Source organism: Brachybacterium sp. EE-P12, from assembly GCF_003711805.1.
Lineage (GTDB): Bacteria > Actinomycetota > Actinomycetes > Actinomycetales > Dermabacteraceae > Brachybacterium.
In genome coordinates this window covers 556,907-575,034 of sequence record NZ_QXCP01000004.1, presented here as the reverse complement: position 1 = coordinate 575,034, position 18,128 = coordinate 556,907, and the positions used below count along the sequence as shown (strand labels likewise).

The 18,128-nt window shown below is 72.9% G+C and carries 12 protein-coding genes and 1 tRNA gene; 7 read left to right on the top strand and 6 right to left on the bottom strand.

What is annotated here, in order from left to right:
* Positions 1–80: 80 nt before the first annotated feature.
* The 6 genes from D1648_RS05725 (at position 81) to valS (ending at position 8,255) form a co-directional block, all read left to right on the top strand.
* On the top strand, positions 81–875 hold the full coding sequence (locus D1648_RS05725; protein WP_164518593.1) for an ABC-2 family transporter protein: 795 nt from the start codon (positions 81–83) through the stop codon (positions 873–875).
* The gene (locus D1648_RS05720; protein WP_241155366.1) at positions 868–1,698 is read left to right on the top strand and encodes an ABC transporter permease; all 831 of its coding nucleotides are present in this window, start codon (positions 868–870) and stop codon (positions 1,696–1,698) included. The genes D1648_RS05725 and D1648_RS05720 overlap by 8 nt, the downstream gene beginning before the upstream one ends.
* Entirely contained in the window at positions 1,695–2,705 is a 1,011-nt protein-coding gene (locus D1648_RS05715) for an ATP-binding cassette domain-containing protein (RefSeq protein WP_122939825.1), read from the top strand. Before D1648_RS05720 ends, D1648_RS05715 begins: the two co-directional genes overlap by 4 nt.
* 130 nt (positions 2,706–2,835) lie before the next feature.
* Positions 2,836–4,131, top strand: coding sequence for a hypothetical protein (locus D1648_RS05710; RefSeq protein ID WP_122939824.1), 1,296 nt, complete (start codon positions 2,836–2,838; stop codon positions 4,129–4,131).
* 128 nt (positions 4,132–4,259) lie between these two features.
* Entirely contained in the window at positions 4,260–5,318 is a 1,059-nt protein-coding gene (locus tag D1648_RS05705; RefSeq protein ID WP_164518628.1) for a biotin/lipoate A/B protein ligase family protein, read from the top strand.
* Between the two features lie 246 nt (positions 5,319–5,564).
* On the top strand, positions 5,565–8,255 hold the full coding sequence (valS, locus tag D1648_RS05700) for a valine--tRNA ligase (protein ID WP_122939822.1): 2,691 nt from the start codon (positions 5,565–5,567) through the stop codon (positions 8,253–8,255).
* 54 nt (positions 8,256–8,309) lie between these two features.
* On the opposite strand, the gene selB is transcribed toward valS, so the two are convergent.
* The 3 genes from selB to D1648_RS05685 form a co-directional block, all read right to left on the bottom strand.
* On the bottom strand, positions 8,310–10,106 hold the full coding sequence (gene selB, locus D1648_RS05695) for a selenocysteine-specific translation elongation factor (protein WP_122939821.1): 1,797 nt from the start codon (positions 10,104–10,106) through the stop codon (positions 8,310–8,312).
* A complete protein-coding gene (gene selA, locus D1648_RS05690) occupies positions 10,106–11,446 on the bottom strand; it encodes an L-seryl-tRNA(Sec) selenium transferase (protein ID WP_122939820.1) in 1,341 nt (446 codons plus the stop codon). The genes selB and selA overlap by 1 nt, the downstream gene beginning before the upstream one ends.
* A 50-nt stretch (positions 11,447–11,496) precedes the next feature.
* Positions 11,497–11,591, bottom strand: a tRNA-Sec gene (locus D1648_RS05685).
* Positions 11,592–11,688: 97 nt separating this feature from the next.
* On the opposite strand from D1648_RS05685, the gene selD reads away from it, so the two are divergent.
* Entirely contained in the window at positions 11,689–12,708 is a 1,020-nt protein-coding gene (gene selD / locus D1648_RS05680; protein WP_122939819.1) for a selenide, water dikinase SelD, read from the top strand.
* Between the two features lie 9 nt (positions 12,709–12,717).
* Here selD and nrfD read toward each other — a convergent pair whose 3' ends face one another.
* From nrfD to fdnG, 3 genes are read right to left on the bottom strand one after another with little or no spacing between them, the layout of a single operon-like run.
* Complete coding sequence (gene nrfD, locus D1648_RS05675; RefSeq protein WP_122939818.1) at positions 12,718–13,836, bottom strand: NrfD/PsrC family molybdoenzyme membrane anchor subunit; 1,119 nt, start codon at positions 13,834–13,836, stop codon at positions 12,718–12,720.
* On the bottom strand, positions 13,833–14,834 hold the full coding sequence (locus tag D1648_RS05670; RefSeq protein WP_122939817.1) for a 4Fe-4S dicluster domain-containing protein: 1,002 nt from the start codon (positions 14,832–14,834) through the stop codon (positions 13,833–13,835). The genes nrfD and D1648_RS05670 overlap by 4 nt, the downstream gene beginning before the upstream one ends.
* Positions 14,831–18,127: a formate dehydrogenase-N subunit alpha gene (gene fdnG / locus D1648_RS05665; RefSeq protein WP_241155365.1), complete on the bottom strand. Its 3,297-nt coding sequence runs from the start codon at positions 18,125–18,127 to the stop codon at positions 14,831–14,833. The genes D1648_RS05670 and fdnG overlap by 4 nt, the downstream gene beginning before the upstream one ends.
* Position 18,128: the final 1 nt, after the last annotated feature.

Sequence of the window (18,128 nt, the reverse complement as noted above, 5' to 3'; positions counted from 1 at the left end):
GGCACCGGATGGAGCTCCAGGTCCGGGCTCCGCCCGCAGGCCCCTTGTGGTGCGTCGCACAGCGCACTAAGCTCGCGCGAGTGCCTGCTCACGGACGGATCGCCGCTGCCGCCTTCCGTCAGTACTCGACCTATCGCATGGCGACCGCCGCAGGCGTCTTCACCAACACCGTCTTCGGGTTCATCCGCGCCTCCATCATGTTCGCGGCCATCGGGACCGCGGGCGGGGAGCTCGGCGGGTACACGATGCTGCAGGCGGCGACCTATGTGTGGCTGGGGCAGGCGCTGCTGGCCCCGATCGAGGCCTTCGGCACCCGGGAGGTGTCCCAGCGTGTGCACCAGGGGGACATCGCCGTGGACCTGCTGCGACCGACGGGCTTCCTCGGCCTCCACTACGCGCAGAAGCTGGGCCGCTCGGGCTTCCTGATGCTCGGCCGCGGGGTGCCGCCGCTGGTCGTCGGCGCACTGGTGACGGGGCTCGCGCTGCCGGAGGATCCCCTGTCCTACCTGCTCGGCGCGCTCTCGCTGCTGCTCGCGATCACGGTCGCGTTCCTGGCAGACATGATGGTCAACCTCGCCGCGTTCTGGCTCGTGGAGACCCGGGGCCTGACCGTCGTCTACACCGCGACGATGAACCTGCTCTCGGGCTTCCTCATCCCGATCGTCTGGTTCCCGGACTGGCTGCTCGCGATCGCCCGGGCCACGCCGTTCCCCTCCATGATCCAGACCCCGATCGACACGCTCTCGGGCCGGGTGCCGCCGGAGGAGGCGGCAGGTCTCCTGGCGGTGCAGGCCGGCTGGGTGGCGCTGCTGGGCCTGGCCGCCTGGGCGATGCTGCGGGCCGGCACGCGGAGCCTGGAGGTGCAGGGTGGCTGAGCAGCGCGACGAGGACCGCCCCGTCTCGACCGCGCGGATGGTCGCGATGCTCTACGGCTCGCGGATCCGCTCGCAGGCGACCTTCCGCACCAGCTTCCTCGCCGATCTCCTCGGCCAGGTGCTGATCGTGGGGACCGAGTTCCTCGAGCTGTGGGTGATCCTCACCCAGGTCGAGACCCTCGGCGGCATGACTCTGAGCCAGGTCGCGGTGGTCTACGGGCTGGGGGCGCTCGCCTTCGGGATCGGGGACATGTTCTTCGGGGAGATCGACGGGCTCTCCGCGCAGATCCGCTCCGGACGGCTCGAGACCCTGCTGATCCGGCCCGTGCCGCTGCTGCTGCAGATCTCGAGCCTGGACCTCTCGCTGCGACGCCTCGGCCGGATCGGGGTGGGGCTGGCGATGTACGCGACCGCGCTCGGGATCGCCGGCTTCTCCCCCACCCCTGCGACGCTCCTGCTCGCGGGGCTGGCTCCGCTGGCCGGCGCACTGCTGTTCGGGGCGCTGTTCACCCTCGCCGGGGCGCTGCAGTTCTGGCTGGTGGACGGGCGCGAGTTCGCGAACGCCTTCACCTACGGCGGCAACTACGTCGCCACCACCCCCGGTGCCGTGTTCGCGCTGCCGATGCGCGCCTTCTTCACCTTCGTGATCCCGGCGACCCTCATCGCCTACGCCCCCACCCTCGCGCTGCTGGACCTGCCCGGCCCCGCCCTGGTCCCCACCTGGGCCGGCTGGCTCGGGCTGCCCGCGGCGCTGCTCGCCTGGGGCATCGCGCTGATGCTCTGGCGCGCGGGGGTCCGACGCTACACAGGAGCAGGTGGATGACTCTCGAGAGCACCCCGCACATCCCGTCCGAAGTCCCGGCGGTCGAGCTCGACGGGCTGCGCCGGGACTACACGGTCCGCGCCGCCGCGCCGGGCTCGAGGCGGCGCCGACGCCAGGTGGTGCGCGCCGTCGACGAGATCACGCTGCGCATCGAACGGGGCGAGGCCGTCGGCTTCGTGGGCGCCAACGGCGCCGGGAAGTCCACCACCATCAAGATGCTCACCGGCATCCTCCAGCCGAGCGCGGGCAGCGTGCGGGTGCTGGGACGGGAGCCCGTGCCCGAGCGGCGGCGGCTCGCGCGCGAGATCGGCGTGGTCTTCGGCCAGCGCTCGCAGCTGTGGTGGGACCTGCCGCTGCGGGACAGCTACCGGATCCTCGGGGCGATGCACCGCCTGACCGACCGGGCGGTGGGCGAGCGGCTGGACCGTCTGGTCGAGGGGCTGGACCTCTCCGGTTTCCTCGATCGTCCGGTGCGGCAGCTCTCCCTGGGCCAGAGGATGCGCGGCGAGGTCGCCGCCGCGCTGCTGCACTCCCCCGCGCTCGTGGTCCTCGACGAGCCGACGATCGGGCTGGACATGGTCTCCAAGGAGGGGCTGCGCCGCTTCCTGCGCGAGGACCGCGCCGAGCGGGGCACCACGCTGTTCCTCACCACCCACGACATGGGCGACGTGGAGCGGCTGTGCGAGCGGATCGTCGTGGTCAACACCGGCACCATCGCCTACGACGGGCCGCTGGAGTCCTTCCGGGCCCGGCTCGGAGCGCCGCGCGAGCTCGTCGTGGACCTCGCCGCACCGCGCGAGCACCTCGAGCTGCCCTCCGCGGCCCGCACCCTCGCGGTCGAGGCGGACGGGATCCGGCACCGGATCGCGTTCTCCGGCCAGGAGCTGACCGTCCCGGCCCTGCTCACCGCGATCGGCACCCAGGCGGAGGTCAGCGACCTCTCCCTCACCGAGCCCGCGATCGAGGACCTGGTGCGGCAGATCTATGCCCGGGGCGGCGGGATCTGAGCCCTCACCGGGCCGGGGCGTCGTCGCGCGGCGTCCGGGCGCGTCCCCGACTGTCTGCGGCAGAATGTGCGGGGTCGCCCGGAGGCCCGCCCGCGCAGGCATCCCGCACCGCCCCGAGGAGGAGAGGACCATGGCCCGTTCCTACGCCAGCGTCGGACAGATGCTCACCTATGCCGTGGAGCGCTCGGGGCACTCCTCCGGCGTCGAGGAGTGGGGCGACGGCCGCACCCGCGCCGAGATCATGCTCCGGTACATGCTCGAGTTCGTGCTGATGGCGCCCCGCAGCCGCGCCGCGTTCCTGCGCACGGTCGCGAGGACGGAGCTGAGCACGGGCACCATCATGGCCGCGCCGCGTCTGCGCGCCCATGCCCCCGACCTCATCGCGGAGATGCTGCCCTCCTCCGGCGCGGCCGACGACGGCGCCCGGCTCGGGATCGCGCTGAGCACCGACGGGGCGCTCCAGCCGGCCCGCCTCACGAAGCTCCGCGACGCCCTGGGCAGCTCCCCGCACCATCTGCTCATCGCGATCTCCCGCAAGGCCGACCATCGCGCGCTCGACGGCGAGCTCCCCGACGGCGTGGTCACCACCAGCTGGAGCCGTCTGCGGGCCCGGATGGTCAAGGCCGACGCCGGTCACGCTCCGCTGTGGGACACGATCGGGGAGATCGGCGAGCATTCCGGCCGTCCGATCGCCCAGTTCCCCGTGGACGCGCGCAAGCTGCTGACCAAGGGACGCACCGCCCGCGAGTTCCGGGCCCATCTCGACGTGATGCAGAACGCCTCCCGCACCCTGCTCGGCACGAGCGCGCACTTCTCCACCCGCCGCGGGCAGACCGCCGCCCACCTGCAGTCGGGCGTGAGCCTGCAGCGCACCGGGCTCGACTTCGGGGAGGTCGAGCACGGCAGCCCCGTGCGCTTCCTGCGCCGGGGTGCGGAGCCCGTCCCGCTCGGCATCGGGCTGCTGGGCACCGACGAGGAGCGCACCGCTGCGCAGGAGCGGCTCGACCAGCTCGCCCGGCGCACCGCCTGGCGCGCCGAGCACGGCACCCCGCCGACCCCGCAGGAGCTCATCGGCACCGCCGCATCCCCCGAGGTGGAAGGGGCACGGCTGCTGCTGTGGGCGGTGCTGAACCCGATGCTGCTGCGCGACCGCGGCTTCGACCCCGCGCCCTCCCGCCGCCAGCCAGCTCTGACCGCCACGCATCTGGGCCTGCGCCTGCTGCACCGCGGGGAGGACCGCGCGACCACCTACCGGATCTGGGTGGGCGGCGACCGGGACTGGCACAACCTCATCCCGAAGGTGACGCGGGAGGAGACACCGGACCGCCCGGCCGAGACCTATGCGATCGCGCCCCGCAAGAGCCAGTCCACCGCGGACTTCGTGTGGGAGGTCCACCGGGCGCTGCGCTCGCTGACGATCGTCTGAGGCCGGCCGGCCGCGGTACGAGGCCGGGCGGGGCGAGAGGCTCCGTCCCACGGCCCTTCCCGACCTCCCCGGAGACGTCCCGGATGCGCGAGGATGGAGGCATGACGCAGCCCAGCGAGAACCCGGTCATGCACGGCGAGTACAAGGTCCGCGGCGGCAAGCTCGTCGCCGTCGACGTCACCGCCCAGGACGGCCGGATCGCCACCGCGCACGTCTTCGGCGACTTCTTCCTCGAACCGGACGAGGCGCTCGAGGAGCTGAACACGGCGCTGGTGGGCATGTCCATCGAGGCGACCGCGGCCGAGCTCGGCGCCGCGATCGCGGACCGGCTCGCAGCGCTGCCCGAGCCCGTGCAGATGATCGGCTTCGACGCGGAGGCCGTCGCGATCGCGGTGCGGCGGGCGCTCGGCCACGCCTCCAGCTGGGAGGATCTCACCTTCGACGTGATCGGCCCCGTGGTGCTGCCGCCCGTGATGCACGTGGCGCTGGACGAGGTGCTCCCGAAAGAGGTCATCGCCGGCAGGCGCCGACCGCACTTCCGCATCTGGGACTGGGACTCCTCGCTCGTGGTGATCGGCTCCTACCAGTCGCTGCGCAACGAGATCGACGCCGAGGGCGCGGCGCGGCACGACATCGGCGTGGTGCGCCGCATCACCGGCGGTGGCGCGATGTTCATGGAGCAGGGCAACTGCATCACCTACTCCCTCGTGGTGCCGACCTCGCTGGTGGAGGGGCTCAGCTTCGAGCAGGCCTACGCCTATCTCGACGACTGGGTGATGGGAGCGCTCGCGGAGATCGGGGTGAAGGCGCACTACGTGCCGCTGAACGACATCGCCTCCGAGCAGGGCAAGATCGGCGGTGCCGCCCAGCGCCGCTTCGCCGGCGGGGTGCTGCTGCACCACGTGACGATGAGCTACGACATCGACGCCGAGAAGATGGGCGAGGTGCTGCGCATCGGCCGGGAGAAGCTCTCCGACAAGGGCACCCGCAGCGCGGACAAGCGCGTGGACCCGATGCGCTCCCAGACCGGTCTCGCCCGCGAGCAGATCATCGACGGGTTCCTGGAGTACTTCCGCGCCCGCTACGACACGGTCGACTCGGCCTACACGGAGGACGAGCTGGCCAAGGCGCGCGAGCTGGTGGAGACGAAGTTCGGCACCGAGGAGTGGACCGCGCGCGTGCCGTGAGCGGCGAGCGGGTCCCGGTCCCCGGAACCGGTCGAGCCTCAGGGACTCCCGGGCCTCGGCGGGCCGGCCATGTCGCCGACGGGCTCATGGCGGCACCAGGTGGTGGATATGCCAGCTCGTGCTGCCATGGGCCCGTCCACGCCATCGGCCGGTCGGCTCGGCGAGCCGTGAAGGCCGCGGCGCGAGAGCGCTCACACTGCCGACGCCTGCGTTGCACGGGGGGCCAGACCTGGAACAATGACCCGCATGACCGACACCGCATCGCGCCCTGACGCCCAGACCTCGATCCCCGATCGCCCCTCCCTCGAGGGCCTCGAGGAGAAGTGGGACGGCGTATGGAGCGAGCAGCAGCTGTATGCCTTCGACGAGGACACCACCCGTGACCAGGTGTTCAGCGTCGACACCCCGCCGCCCACGGCCTCCGGCTCGCTGCACATCGGCCACGTGTTCGGCTACTCCCAGGCCGACATGATCGTGCGCTACCAGCGCATGCGCGGCAAGAACTGCTTCTACCCGCTGGGCTGGGACGACAACGGCCTGCCCACCGAGCGCCGCGCCCAGAACTACTACGGGGTGCGCTGCGATCCCTCGCTCCCCTACGACCCGGACTTCACGCCCCCGCAGGAGGGCGGCTCGAACAAGTCCTCCAAGGCCGCGAACCAGGTGCCGATCTCGCGCCGGAACTTCATCGAGCTGTGCGAGCGGCTGACCACGCTGGACGAGAAGTCCTTCGAGGAGGTCTTCCGCACCCTCGGCCTGTCGGTCGACTGGAACCACAGCTACCAGACGATCGACGCGCGCTCCCGGGCGACCTCGCAGCGGGCGTTCCTGGAGAACCTCGCAGCCGGTCAGGCGTACCAGTCCGAGGCCCCCACCATGTGGGACGTCACCTATCGCACCGCGGTCGCACAGGCCGAGCAGGAGGACCGCGAGCGGGACGGCGCCTACCACCGCATCGGCTTCACCCGCACGAATGCGGCCGAGAACGCAGAGTCCACCGTCTACATCGAGACCACGCGCCCCGAGCTGCTCCCGGCGTGCGTGGCGCTGGTCGCCCACCCCGACGACGAGCGCTACCAGGACCTGTTCGGCACCACCGTCACCTCGCCCCTGTTCGGCGTGGAGGTGCCCGTGAAGGCGCACCCCCTCGCCCAGGCCGACAAGGGCGCGGGCATCGCGATGATCTGCACCTTCGGCGACTCCACCGATGTGGTCTGGTGGCGGGAGCTCGAGCTGCCCACCCGCTCCGTGATCGGCCGCGACGGCCGCTTCCTACCCGAGGCGCCGTGGATCACCACCCCCGAGGGGCAGGCCGCCTACGCCGAGCTCGTGGGCCTGACCGTGTTCAGCGCGCAGAAGCGCGTGGTGGAGATGGTCAAGGAGTCCGGCGACCTCGTCGGCGAGCCGACGAAGATCTCCCACCCGGTGAAGTTCTACGAGAACGGCGACAAGCCCCTCGAGTTCGTCACCTCCCGCCAGTGGTACCTCACCAACGGCGGGCGCGACTCCTCCGAGGGCGGGCTGCGCGACGAGCTGATCTCCCGCGGCCAGGAGCTGACCTGGCACCCCGCCTACATGGAGTCCCGCTACCGCAACTGGGTCGAGGGGCTGGCCGGTGACTGGCTGATCTCCCGTCAGCGCTTCTACGGCGTGCCCTTCCCGGTCTGGTACGCCGTGGGCGAGGACGGCGAGACCGACTACGACACGGTGCTCACCCCGGCGGTCGAGGACCTCCCGATCGATCCGACGATCGACGTCCCCGCCGGGTACTCCGAAGCGCAGCGGAACCAGCCGGGCGGATTCGTCGCCGATCCCGACATCCTCGACACCTGGGCCACCTCCTCCCTCTCCCCGCAGCTCGCGGGCGGCTGGAACTCGGGGGCGGAGTCCGGGGGGCTCTTCGAGAAGGTGTACCCGATGGACCTGCGCCCGCAGGGCCACGACATCATCCGCACCTGGCTGTTCTCCACGATCGTGCGCTCCCACCTGCAGCAGGACGCGCTGCCGTGGAAGCATGCGTCGATCAACGGCTGGATCCTGGACCCGGATCGCAAGAAGATGTCGAAGTCCAAGGGCAACGTGGTCACCCCCATCGGCCTGCTGCATCAGCACGGCTCCGACGGCGTGCGCTACTGGGCGGGCCGTGCCCGGCAGGGCGTGGACACCGCCTTCGACGAGGGGCAGATGAAGATCGGTCGCCGCCTCGCGATCAAGATCCTCAACGCCTCGAAGTTCGCGCTCGGCTTCGGCGAGGCCCCGGCGGATCCGGCGGGCCGGCTCGCCGCGGACCCGGCCGTGGTCACCGACCCGCTGGACCGTGCGCTGCTGGCCCAGCTCGCGACCGTGGTCGAGCAGGCCACGGCCGCGTTCGAGGAGATGGACTACGCCCGCAGCCTCGAGGTCGTCGAGCCGTTCTTCTGGGCGTTCTGCGACGACTACATCGAGCTGGTCAAGGAGCGCGCCCACGGCAACTCCCCGGCCGGCGAGGCCGGTGCCGCCTCCGCACGGGCCGCGCTCGCGATCGCGCTCGAGGTGCAGCTGCGCCTGTTCGCGCCCGTGGTCGTGTTCGCGACGGAGGAGGTGTGGTCGTGGTGGCGCGACGGCTCCGTGCACACCCAGCCGTGGCCGGAGGCCGCTCCGCTGCGCGAGGCCGCCCAGGGGCAGGACGCCGCGCTGGTGGACTCCGTCGCCCAGGCCGCGATCGTGGTGCGCCGTCTGAAGTCCGACGCGAAGGTCTCGCAGAAGACCCCGGTCCTCTCCGTGACCGTCGAGGCGCCGGGGTCGGCGCTCGCCCATCTCGAGGCCGCCGCCGCGGACCTCACGGCCCTGGGCCGGATCGAGGCGCTCGAGCTGGTCGCAGGGGAGGGCGAGGAGATCCGCACCCGCGACGCCGTGCTCGGCGAGCCGCCGGTCAAGCAGCCGCGGAACAAGGGCTGAGCCGACGGGCGGCGGCAGGCGCCGCCGCCCGTCACGCCGGCGCGTCCCGAGCTCTCAGCGCACCACCTCGCGGTGCCCGGCGTCCACGCGGCGGGTCCAGCCGCGGGCGTCGAGGTGCTCCAGCAGCGGGATCGCGATGCGTCGCGTGGTCCCCAGCGCCTGCCGCGCCTGACTCGTGGTGAAGGGCTGGTCGAGCCGGGCGAGCTCCCGCATGGCGAGCGCGGGGGCGGTGGGCAGGAGCACCACCTCGTCCGGCAGGCGCAGCACGCGACCCTGCGCGGCGGCGGCCGCGAGCTCCCGGGCGCCGAGGCGAAGTGCCGCGAGCTCCTCGGACTCCGGGGCGCGGAAGGGGTCCTCGGCCAGACGCCGCTCGAGCGTGGAGATCCCCTCCTCCGCCGCGCCGAGGCCCGCAGCGGTCCGTGGGTCCCGCACCCGTCCGGCGTCGAGCTCGAGACCGGCGGCGGCGACCACGGCGTCGAGCAGGCCCGGGACGGGCAGCGCCAGGGCATCCGCCGCGGCCTTGCGCGATAGCCCGGCGGAGAGCGGATCGGCCTGCTGAGACTCGGCGACCAGGGCGGTCAGACGCGTCCGCCAGGCGCACAGCGCCTCGTCGTCGACGAGATGCCCGTCACGGCGTCCGAGGCCCGCAGGCAGCTGCTGCGGCACCGCGATGCCGTAGCGGACGAGCTCCTGCTCCGCGACCGCACCGCGGCGCGTCACCTCGTGGACGAGGTCGCCGCCCCCCGGCATCGCCTCGAGGGTCGTGCGCCGACGGGTGCCGTCGCCACGCCGGTCCAGGACGGGAGGGTCGACGTCGAGGACCCGCACGCCGCCCAGGACGGAGCGGCTGCCGCTGCCGCGCAGCACGAGCGGATCGCCGACGGCCAGCGGCAGGGGGCGCTCGAACGTGAGTCGGGCGTGGTCGGCGCCGAAGGGACGCACCCGGGCGGTGACGGCCGCGGTGCCCGCATGGGCGATGAGCTCCGTCGGGGTGTCGCCGAGGCCCGTGCCCGTCATGCGGCGCACGTCGACCTGCGCGGTGAGATGCCAGGCGCCGGGGGTCAGCAGCGCGTCGCCGCGGCCGATCTGCTCGGCGTCGAGGCCGCGGAGGTTCACGGCGGCGCGGCTGACCGGGCCGAGCGCATCGACCTGGCCGCCGCGGCTCTGCAGGCCGCGCACCTGGACCGCCGCCCCGTCCCCGGCGCCGTGTGAGCCGTGCAGGGTGAGCCGGTCCTCGCGCTGCAGGGTGCCGGCGGCGAGGGTGCCGGTGACGACGGTGCCGGCGCCGGGCACGGTGAAGGAGCGGTCCACCCACAGCCGCACCCGGTCCTGGGCCTCGGGGCGGCGCGCGGCGGCGACGAGCGCGCCGAGCGTCTCGCGCAGCTCCTCCATCCCGTGGCCGGTGACGGCGGAGACGGCGAGGACGGGGGCGTCGGCGAGGCCGGTGCCGGCGAGCTCGGCGCGTGCCTGGGCGGTGACTGCGGGGACCTGCTCGGGGGAGAGATCGGCCCGGGTGATCACCAGCAGCCCCTGGTCGATGCCGAGCGCGGCGACGGCGTCGCGGTGGTCCGAGGACTGGGCCTGCCAGCCCTCGTCGGCCGCGACGACGAAGCAGACGATCGGAGCCGGGCCGAGACCGGCGAGCATGTTGCCGAGGAACCGCTCGTGGCCGGGGACGTCGACGAAGGAGACCTCCTGGCCCGAGGGCAGGGTGGTCCAGGCGAAGCCGAGGTCGATCGTGAGGCCGCGCCGCCGCTCCTCGGCCAGACGATCGGGCTCGATGCCGGTCAGCGCGCGGATCAGCGTGGACTTGCCGTGGTCGACGTGCCCGGCGGTGGCGATCACCTGCATCAGCGTGAGCCTCCCCGCGCGGCCTCGACGGCCTCGGCCAGGGCTTCGTCGTCCTCCTCGGGCACGCAGCGCAGGTCCAGCAGGCAGGCGTCCTCGCGGAGGGTCGCGACGACGGCGGGCCTGCCGAGCCGCAGCGGCCCGGCGAGAGCGGGCTCGAGGGCGACGGCCCAGCCGGGCAGCGGCACCTCGGCCCCTCCCCCGCCGCCGACCCGTCCGTCGTGGGCGACGGTGCGTCCGCCGAGGCGCGCGGCGAGGCGGTCGGTGCGCTCGCGCAGCACGTCCGGGTCGGTGCGCAGGGCGGCGAGGACGGGCGGGACGGGTCCGGCGAGGGTCGCCTCGAGCGCGGCGAGGGCGAGCTTGTCGGCCCGGACCGCGCGGGCCAGCGGATGGCGGGCCAGGCGGGCGATGACCTCGGCGCGGCCCAGCAGGATCCCCGCCTGCGGGCCGCCGAGGAGCTTGTCGCCGCTGGTGAGGATCACGTCCGCGCCGGCCTCGAGCGCGGCGGAGGCGTCGGGCTCCGCAGGCAGGGCCGACTCGGGGCGAAGCAGTCCGGAGCCGAGATCGGCGATCAGCGGCAGCTGGTGCTGGTGGGCGATCTCGGCGAGCTCGGCGATGCCCACCTCGCTCGTGAAGCCCTCGATGCGGTAGTTGCTGGTGTGGACCTTGAGGATCGCGCCGATCTCCCTGCCCGTCGCGGCGGCGCAGGCCTCGCGGTAGTCGCTCGCGTGAGTGCGGTTGGTGGTGCCGACCTCGCGGACCCGTGCCCCGGCGGAGGCGACGAGCTCGGCGAGGCGGAACCCGGCCCCGATCTCGACGAGCTCCCCGCGGCTCCACAGCACCTCCCTGCCCGCGGCGAGCGCGGTCGTCGCGAGCAGCAGCGCCGCGGCCCCGTTGTTGACCACGAGCGCGTCCTCGGCGGCGGGGCAGGCGGCGAGCAGCGCCGCCCGGGCACCGGCGCCGCGGCGGGAGCGGGTGCCGGTGGCGAGATCGAACTCGACGTCGGTGTACCCGGCCGCATCCTGCAGGGCGTCCCGTGCGGCGGCGGAGAGCGGTGCACGGCCGAGGTTCGTGTGGACGATGACGCCCGTCGCGTTCAGCACGGGCCGCAGCGAGGAGGCGGTGCGATCCCCGAGCGCCTCGAGCACGGCGTCCAGCACCTGCTCGGGGGCCATCTGACCGATACGCGCCCGGTCCTGGGCGGCGCGGACGACGTCCCGCACCACTCGGTCCCCCATCGCGGCGGCCGCCGCGGCGACCTCGGGCCGTGCCAGCAGCGCATCGGTGCGGGGGATGCGTCGACGCGGGTCCCCGCCGGTCGGAACGGCGTCGGACTTCGGCACGGCGGTCTCCTCGGCGCGCGGACGGACCCCGGCGGGAGGCCGGGGACGAGTGGCGGAGGCGGACGGGAATCGAACCCGCCAGACCGAGCTGCTCGGTCTCACCAGTTTTGAAGACTGGGGCGCCCACCAGGACACGTACGCCTCCGCCCGTGACGATATCACCGCCGGACCTGCGCAGACCTTCGCGTGAACGGCTGTGCGCACGCGGCGCCGGCCCGCGCCGCGCGGGCTATCGTCGGGCCATGAGCGATTCCCCGATCCAGCCCCTCGCGCGCCCCTCGATCCGCCTGACCACCATGGCGCACGGCGGCGGCTGCGCCTCGAAGATCCCGCCGGGCGAGCTCGAGGAGGTCGTCTCGACCCTCGCCGGCCAGGACTGCGCCCAGGTGATCGTCGGGCTCGACGACGGGGACGATGCTGCGGCGGTGCGGATCGGCGGGGCCGACGGGGACACCGCCGTGCTCTCGACCGCCGACTTCTTCACGCCCGTCGTCGACGACGCCTACGACTGGGGCCGCATCGCCGCGGCGAACGCGCTCAGCGACATCTACGCGATGGGCGGCGAGCCCGTCGTCGCGATCAACCTCGTGGGCTGGCCGCGCGAGGTGCTGCCCTACGAGCTGCTGCAGCAGGTGCTCGCCGGCGGGCTCGCCATCGCGCAGGAGGCCGGGGTGCCGGTCATCGGCGGGCACTCGGTCGACGATCCGGAGCCGAAGTACGGCATGGCCGTCACCGGCACCGCCCGCCCCGACCGTCTGCTGCGCAACGACGCCGCAGAGGCGGGCCTGCCGATCACGCTGACGAAGCCGCTGGGCGTGGGCCTGCTGAACAACCGCATGAAGTCCACCGGCGAGGTCTCCGAGGCGGCGATCGAGGTGATGACGACCCTGAACCGGGACGCGTCCCGGGCCGCCCTCGCCGCCGGTGCGCGGGCCGCCACGGACGTGACCGGCTTCGGGCTGCTCGGCCACCTGTTCAAGATGGGCCGCGCCTCCGAGGTGGGCATGGTGGTCGACCGTGCGGCGGTGCCGCTCGTGGACGGCGCCGCCGAGGCGCTGAGGGACGGGTACGTCTCCGGCGGCACCCGTCGGAACCTCGACTGGGTGCGCCATGCGGTCGAGGCCGGGCCCGGCCTCGCCGAGGAGGACCTGCTGCTGCTCGCCGATGCGCAGACCAGCGGTGGCCTGCTCGTGATCGGCGAGGTGCCGGGCTTCCCGGTGATCGGCGAGACCGTCGCGGGCGAAGGCATCCGGGTGCGCTGACGGGGCCGCTCAGCCGCCGGCCGTGATCGAGTCGTCGGTGATGCCGGCGGCCCGCCGGGCGGCGAGGCGCGCCTTCTGCGGCTCGATCACCCGGCGCGGGTCCTTCACGGACTCGAGCCCGGCGTTCAGCACCCCGAAGCGGGTCAGGGCCGAGGCGGTCAGGAGCGCGGCGCCGCTGGCCGCGGCGACCACACGGCTGCGTCCGCCGAGGAGGGCGCCGATGCCGCCCGCGACCGCGAGCCGCTCCGCCCAGGTCAGCAGCTTCCCGGGCGTGCCGGTCTCGAGCGGCTCCCGCTCCAGCGGATGCATCGACTCCTTCATGCGGTGCATGCTCACCACGTCACCGGCGACCCCGGCGGCGGCGAGCAGCCGGGCGGGGCCGGCCTCCGCGACGGGCGTGGTGACCATCGCGGCCCCGCCCGCGGCGAGGCTCGCCGAGGAGGCGAAGAGATAGGAGAGGTGCCCGCGGCCGGCCTCCCAGGTGGGGACGATCGTGTTGCCCAGCAGCGCCCCGGTGTAGGAGGCGAGCAGGGGCGCGAGCACGACCTGGCCGAGCGAGGCGGGGCCCTCGGCGGCGCCGAGCAGCGGCCGCAGCGGCCCGAGCGGCAGCTTCCGCCCCGTCATCCGGTCCACCTCGAGCGCTCCGAGCACCCCGGACAGCGAGGCGAACCCGCCCACCACCCAGGTGCCGAGGCTCATGGGGCTGGTGACCTTCACGGTGCGCATCATGTTCAGGAACCGCTCGGGCCGGCCGAGGTCCTCGATGAGCGCCACGGTGCCGAGGCCGACGGTCCCGAGCGCGACGAGCCGGGCGTTGCGGCGCAGCAGCGGCCGACGCGTGCACTGCGCGCCGAAGGCCAGCAGGCCCGAGCCGCCGGCCACACCGCCGAGGAACAGGTACACCGCGATCGGCGCCTTCCACGGCGGTGCCTTGACGACGGGCCGGCCGTAGTAGGAGCCGTACTCGTCGGCCCGCTCGAACTCGACGTCCTCGACGACGGCGCCCTCGCGGGAGCCGTCGCCCATGCCGATCTCGCCGAGGCCGCGGCGGCGGCGCCGTCTTCCGTCTCCGCGGCGCCGGCGGGGCTTCTCCGGCGGGCGGTCCGCGTCGAACTCGGTCAGGCTCATCGGCGCGCCCCCAGGAAGGACAGCGCGACGGCCGCGACCATGCCCGCGGCGGCCAGACCGGTGCGGGCGTAGGTCTTCGGCAGGGACTTGGTGGGCACCTGCGGATCCGGCGGGAGCCCGTAGACCTCGGGCTCGTCCAGCAGCAGGAACACCGAGCCGGTCCCGCCCACACCGTCCTTCGGGTTCGTGCCGTACAGACGCGCCTCGGTCATCCCCCGCGCGTGCAGGTCCGCGACGCGCTGCTTCGCGTCCTCGGCCAGGTCGGGGTGGTCGCCGAAGGTGATGGACTGGGTGGGGCAGGTCGCAGAGCAGGCGGGCTCCTCCCCGTCGACCAGCCGGTCGTAGCACAGCGTGCACTTGCTCGCCGTGCCGCGACGCGGATCCTCCTCCTCGCGCACCGCGAACGGGGAGACGGTGCCGTCGTCGCGCCGCTCGATGACGCCGAAGGGGCAGGCGCTCACGCAGGTGCCGCAGCCGTTGCACACGTCCTGCTGGACCACGACGGAGCCGAACTCGGAGCGGAAGATCGCCCCGGTCGGGCACACGTCCAGGCAACCGGCGTTGGTGCAGTGCTTGCAGACGTCCGAGGACATCAGCCAGCGGAACTCGGGGGTGTCCGGCGGGGTGCGGTCCACCTGGGAGAGGTCGCCGGCGGGGGTCGCGCCGCGGGCCCCGGAGGACTTCGGGCCGATCCCCGGCATGCCGAGGCTGACCAGCTTGCGCCCCGACTCCCGCGCCTCCTCGATCCGCTCCCGACCCTGCTCGACGAAGGCGACGTGGCGCCAGGTGTTCGCGCCCAGCGCGCCGGTGTTGTCGTAGCTCGAGCCGAGGATCTCGAGGTTCCCGTCGATCGGGTTGCGGTTCCACTCCTTGCACGCCACCTCGCAGGCCTTGCAGCCGATGCAGATCGAGGTGTCGGTGAAGAAGCCCTTGCGCTCGTGATCGTGGCCCCATCCGCTCTGGGCGGCGGGGCCCTCCTCGCCGGCGAGCAGGCTCATCGGTTCCTCATCTCCTTCATCGACGGCTCTCCCGTGGGCACGGCCGAGGCCTCCTCGGGGCCGCGCATTGGATGCGGCGTCCCCTCGGTGACCGGGCCGGCGCCGGGCGCGCCGTCGGCCCCGTCGACCTGCGGGTGCAGCTCGGGGATCAGCCCGGCCCGTCGCCGATAGGCCTCCACGAGCTCCGCGCGCCCGGCACCTCGGGGGCGGCGGCCCGGGATGATCGTGCACGAGTTGTTCTTGCTGTTCTGGATCTGGGTGTTGGCGTCGAGGTTCATGCCGATCAGGTCGTTCGCGCCGTCGCCCTGGACGACCGCTTCGCTGCCGCGCCCCCAGTGGAAGGGCAGCCCGATCTGGTGGACGGTCCGCTCCCCCACGCGCAGCGGTGTCATGCGCTCGGTGACCAGCACCTTGGCTTCGATCGCATTGCGCGCGGAGATGATCGTCGCCCAGCCGTAGGGCTCCAGCCCGATCTCCTCGGCGAGCTCCGGGGAGACCTCGCAGTACATCTCCGGCTGGAGCTCGGAGAGATAGGGCAGGAAGCGGCTCATGCCGCCGGCGGTGTGGTGCTCGGTGATCCGGTACGTGGTGAACACGTAGGGGTACACCTCGCCGCCGGCCCCCATCGCGCCCGGTGAGCTGAGGTTGTCCTCGTCCCGGAAGGTGACGCGGGTGGGATTGGACTGCTGCGCGTACAGAGGGTTGCGGATGTTGGATTCGGGCGACTCGTAGTGCGTCGGCATCGGCCCGTCGACCATCCCGGTGGGGGCGAAGAGCCAGCCGCGCCCGTCGGCCTGCATGATGAATGCATCCGTGCCGGCGAGGGCGGCGGCGCCGCCCTTGCTCGGGTCGCCCGGATCGTCGGGCCGCTTCGTCGCCGGGAAGTCCGGCACGTCCTTGCCGGTCCAGGTCCCGGACTCCTCGTCCCACCACACCCACTTCTTCCGCTCGCTCCAGGGCCGGCCCTCGGGGTCGGCGGAGGCGCGGTTGTAGAGGATCCGACGGTTCGCGGGCCAGGCCCAGCCCCAGTCGGCGGCGGTCTCGTCCTGCTCCTGGCCGGGGGTGCGCTTCCGGGCGCGGTTGACGCCGTCGGCGTAGACGCCGGAGTAGATCCAGCAGCCGCCGATCGTCGTGCCGTCGTCCTTCATCTCGCCGAAGGAGGCCAACGGCTGCCCGGCCTTCTCCCCGGCGATGTGCCGGCCGTTGATCTCGGCGAGGACCGCCTCGGCGTCGGGGTCACCGTGCTCGTCGACGGGATAGTCCCAGGTGAGGTCCAGGAGCGGCCGGTCACGCGGATCGGTGGAGTCCGCGAGCTTCGCGAGCACGCGCCGCCCGAGGTCGTACATGAACTCGAGGTCGCTCCGCGCATCGCCCGGGGGCTCCACGGCCTTGTCCCGCCACTGCACCATGCGCTGGGTCTGGGTGAACGACCCCGCCTTCTCGGTGTGGTTGGCGGCGGGCAGGAAGAACATCTCGGTGCCGATCTGCTCCGGGGAGAGCTCGCCGGACTCGACCTCCGGGCCGTCCTTCCAGAAGGTCGCGGACTCGATCATGTAGAAGTCGCGCACCACCATCCACTTCAGGTTCGACAGCCCCAGGCGCTGCATGCGCCCGTTCGCGGAGCCGACCGCAGGGTTCTGGCCGAACAGGAAGTACCCGTCGACGTCGCCCTCGAGCATCCGCATGAGGGTCTGGTAGGTGCCGTGCGCGCCGGTGAGCCGGGGGAGGTTGTGGAACCCCCAGTCGTTCTCGGCGCTCGCATGCTCGCCCCACCAGGCCTTCAGCAGGTTGATGGCGTAGACGTCCGCGTTCGCCCAGAAGCCCTTCTGCTCCTTCTTGCCGATCCCGCGGGTGTACTCGGCGAAGTCGTCCTGGCCGGCCTTCGGCATGGGCAGGTAGCCGGGGAGGATGTGGTACAGGGTGGGGATGTCGGTGGAGCCCTGGATCGTGGCGTGGCCGCGCAGCGCCATGATGCCGCCGCCGGGCCGGCCCACGTTGCCCATGAGCAGCTGCAGGATGCCGGAGGTGCGGATCATCTGCGCCCCGCCCTGGTGCTGGGTCCAGCCCAGCGCGTAGGCGAACATCGTGGTCCTCTCGCGCCCGGAGTTCTCCGCGATCGAGGTGGCGAGGTACTCGAAGTCCTCCGGGGAGATGCCGCAGGTGTCCTGCACCATCTGCGGCGTGTAGCGCGCGTAGTGGCGCCTGAGGATCTGGAAGACGGTGCGGGGGTGCTGCAGCGTCTCGTCCCGCTCAGGCAGGCCGCGCGCGATCTGCTCCGGGTCGCCCGCGTACGCCCAGGTGGAGTCGTCGTAGGTGCCGGTCTCCGGGTCGTAGCCGGAGAACAGTCCGTCGAGGTCCTCGGGGTCCCCGTACTCCTCGGAGATGAGCGTGGAGGCGTTCGTGTACGCCTGCACGTACTCCTTGAAGTACAGCTCGTTCTCGAGCACGTGCCGGATCACCCCGCCGAGCAGCACGATGTCGGTGCCGGTGCGGATCGGGATGTGCCGATCCGCGTTGGCCGAGGTGCGGGTGAAGCGCGGGTCGACGTGGATGACCCGGGCGCCTCGCTTGCGCGCCTCGATCACCCACTGGAACGCGACCGGGTGGGCCTCGGCCATGTTCGAGCCCTCGATGACGATGAGGTCAGCGTTGGCGAAGTCCTGCACCGTGTTCGTGGCACCGCCACGACCGAACGAGGCTCCCAGACTGGGAACCGTGGCGGAGTGTCATATGCGGGCCTGGTTCTCCATCTGGATGGCGCCCGCCGCCGTGAAGAACTTCTTGATCAGATAGTTCTCCTCGTTGTCGATGGTCGCGCCGCCGAGGCTGGCGATGCCCATCGTGCGTCGGAGGGGATGGCCGTGCTCGTCCTCGTCCTCCCAGTGGTCGCGGCGCGCCTGGATGAAGCGGTCCGCGATCATGTCCATCGCGACCTCGAGGTCGAGGTCCTCCCACTCGGTCCCGTACGGGCGGCGGTAGCGGACCTTCGTCTGGCGCAGGTAGGAGTTCGCGAGCTGCTCGCTCGCGGCGCCCTTGGGGCACAGGCGGCCGCGGGAGACCGGGGAGCTCGGGTTGCCCTCGATCTGGATGACGCGGCCGTCCTGGTGGAAGATCCGCTGGCTGCAGCCGACCGCGCAGTAGGGGCAGATGCTCTCGGTGACGCCGTCGGCCTGGGCGGTGCGCGGGGCGGTGCTGCGGGTCCGCGCGGACGTGACGGCGGTGCCGCGTCCGGTCGGATCCGCTCCGCGAAGCTGCCGGAGCACCGGCCAGTCGAGGAACGTCTTTCGAGCCATG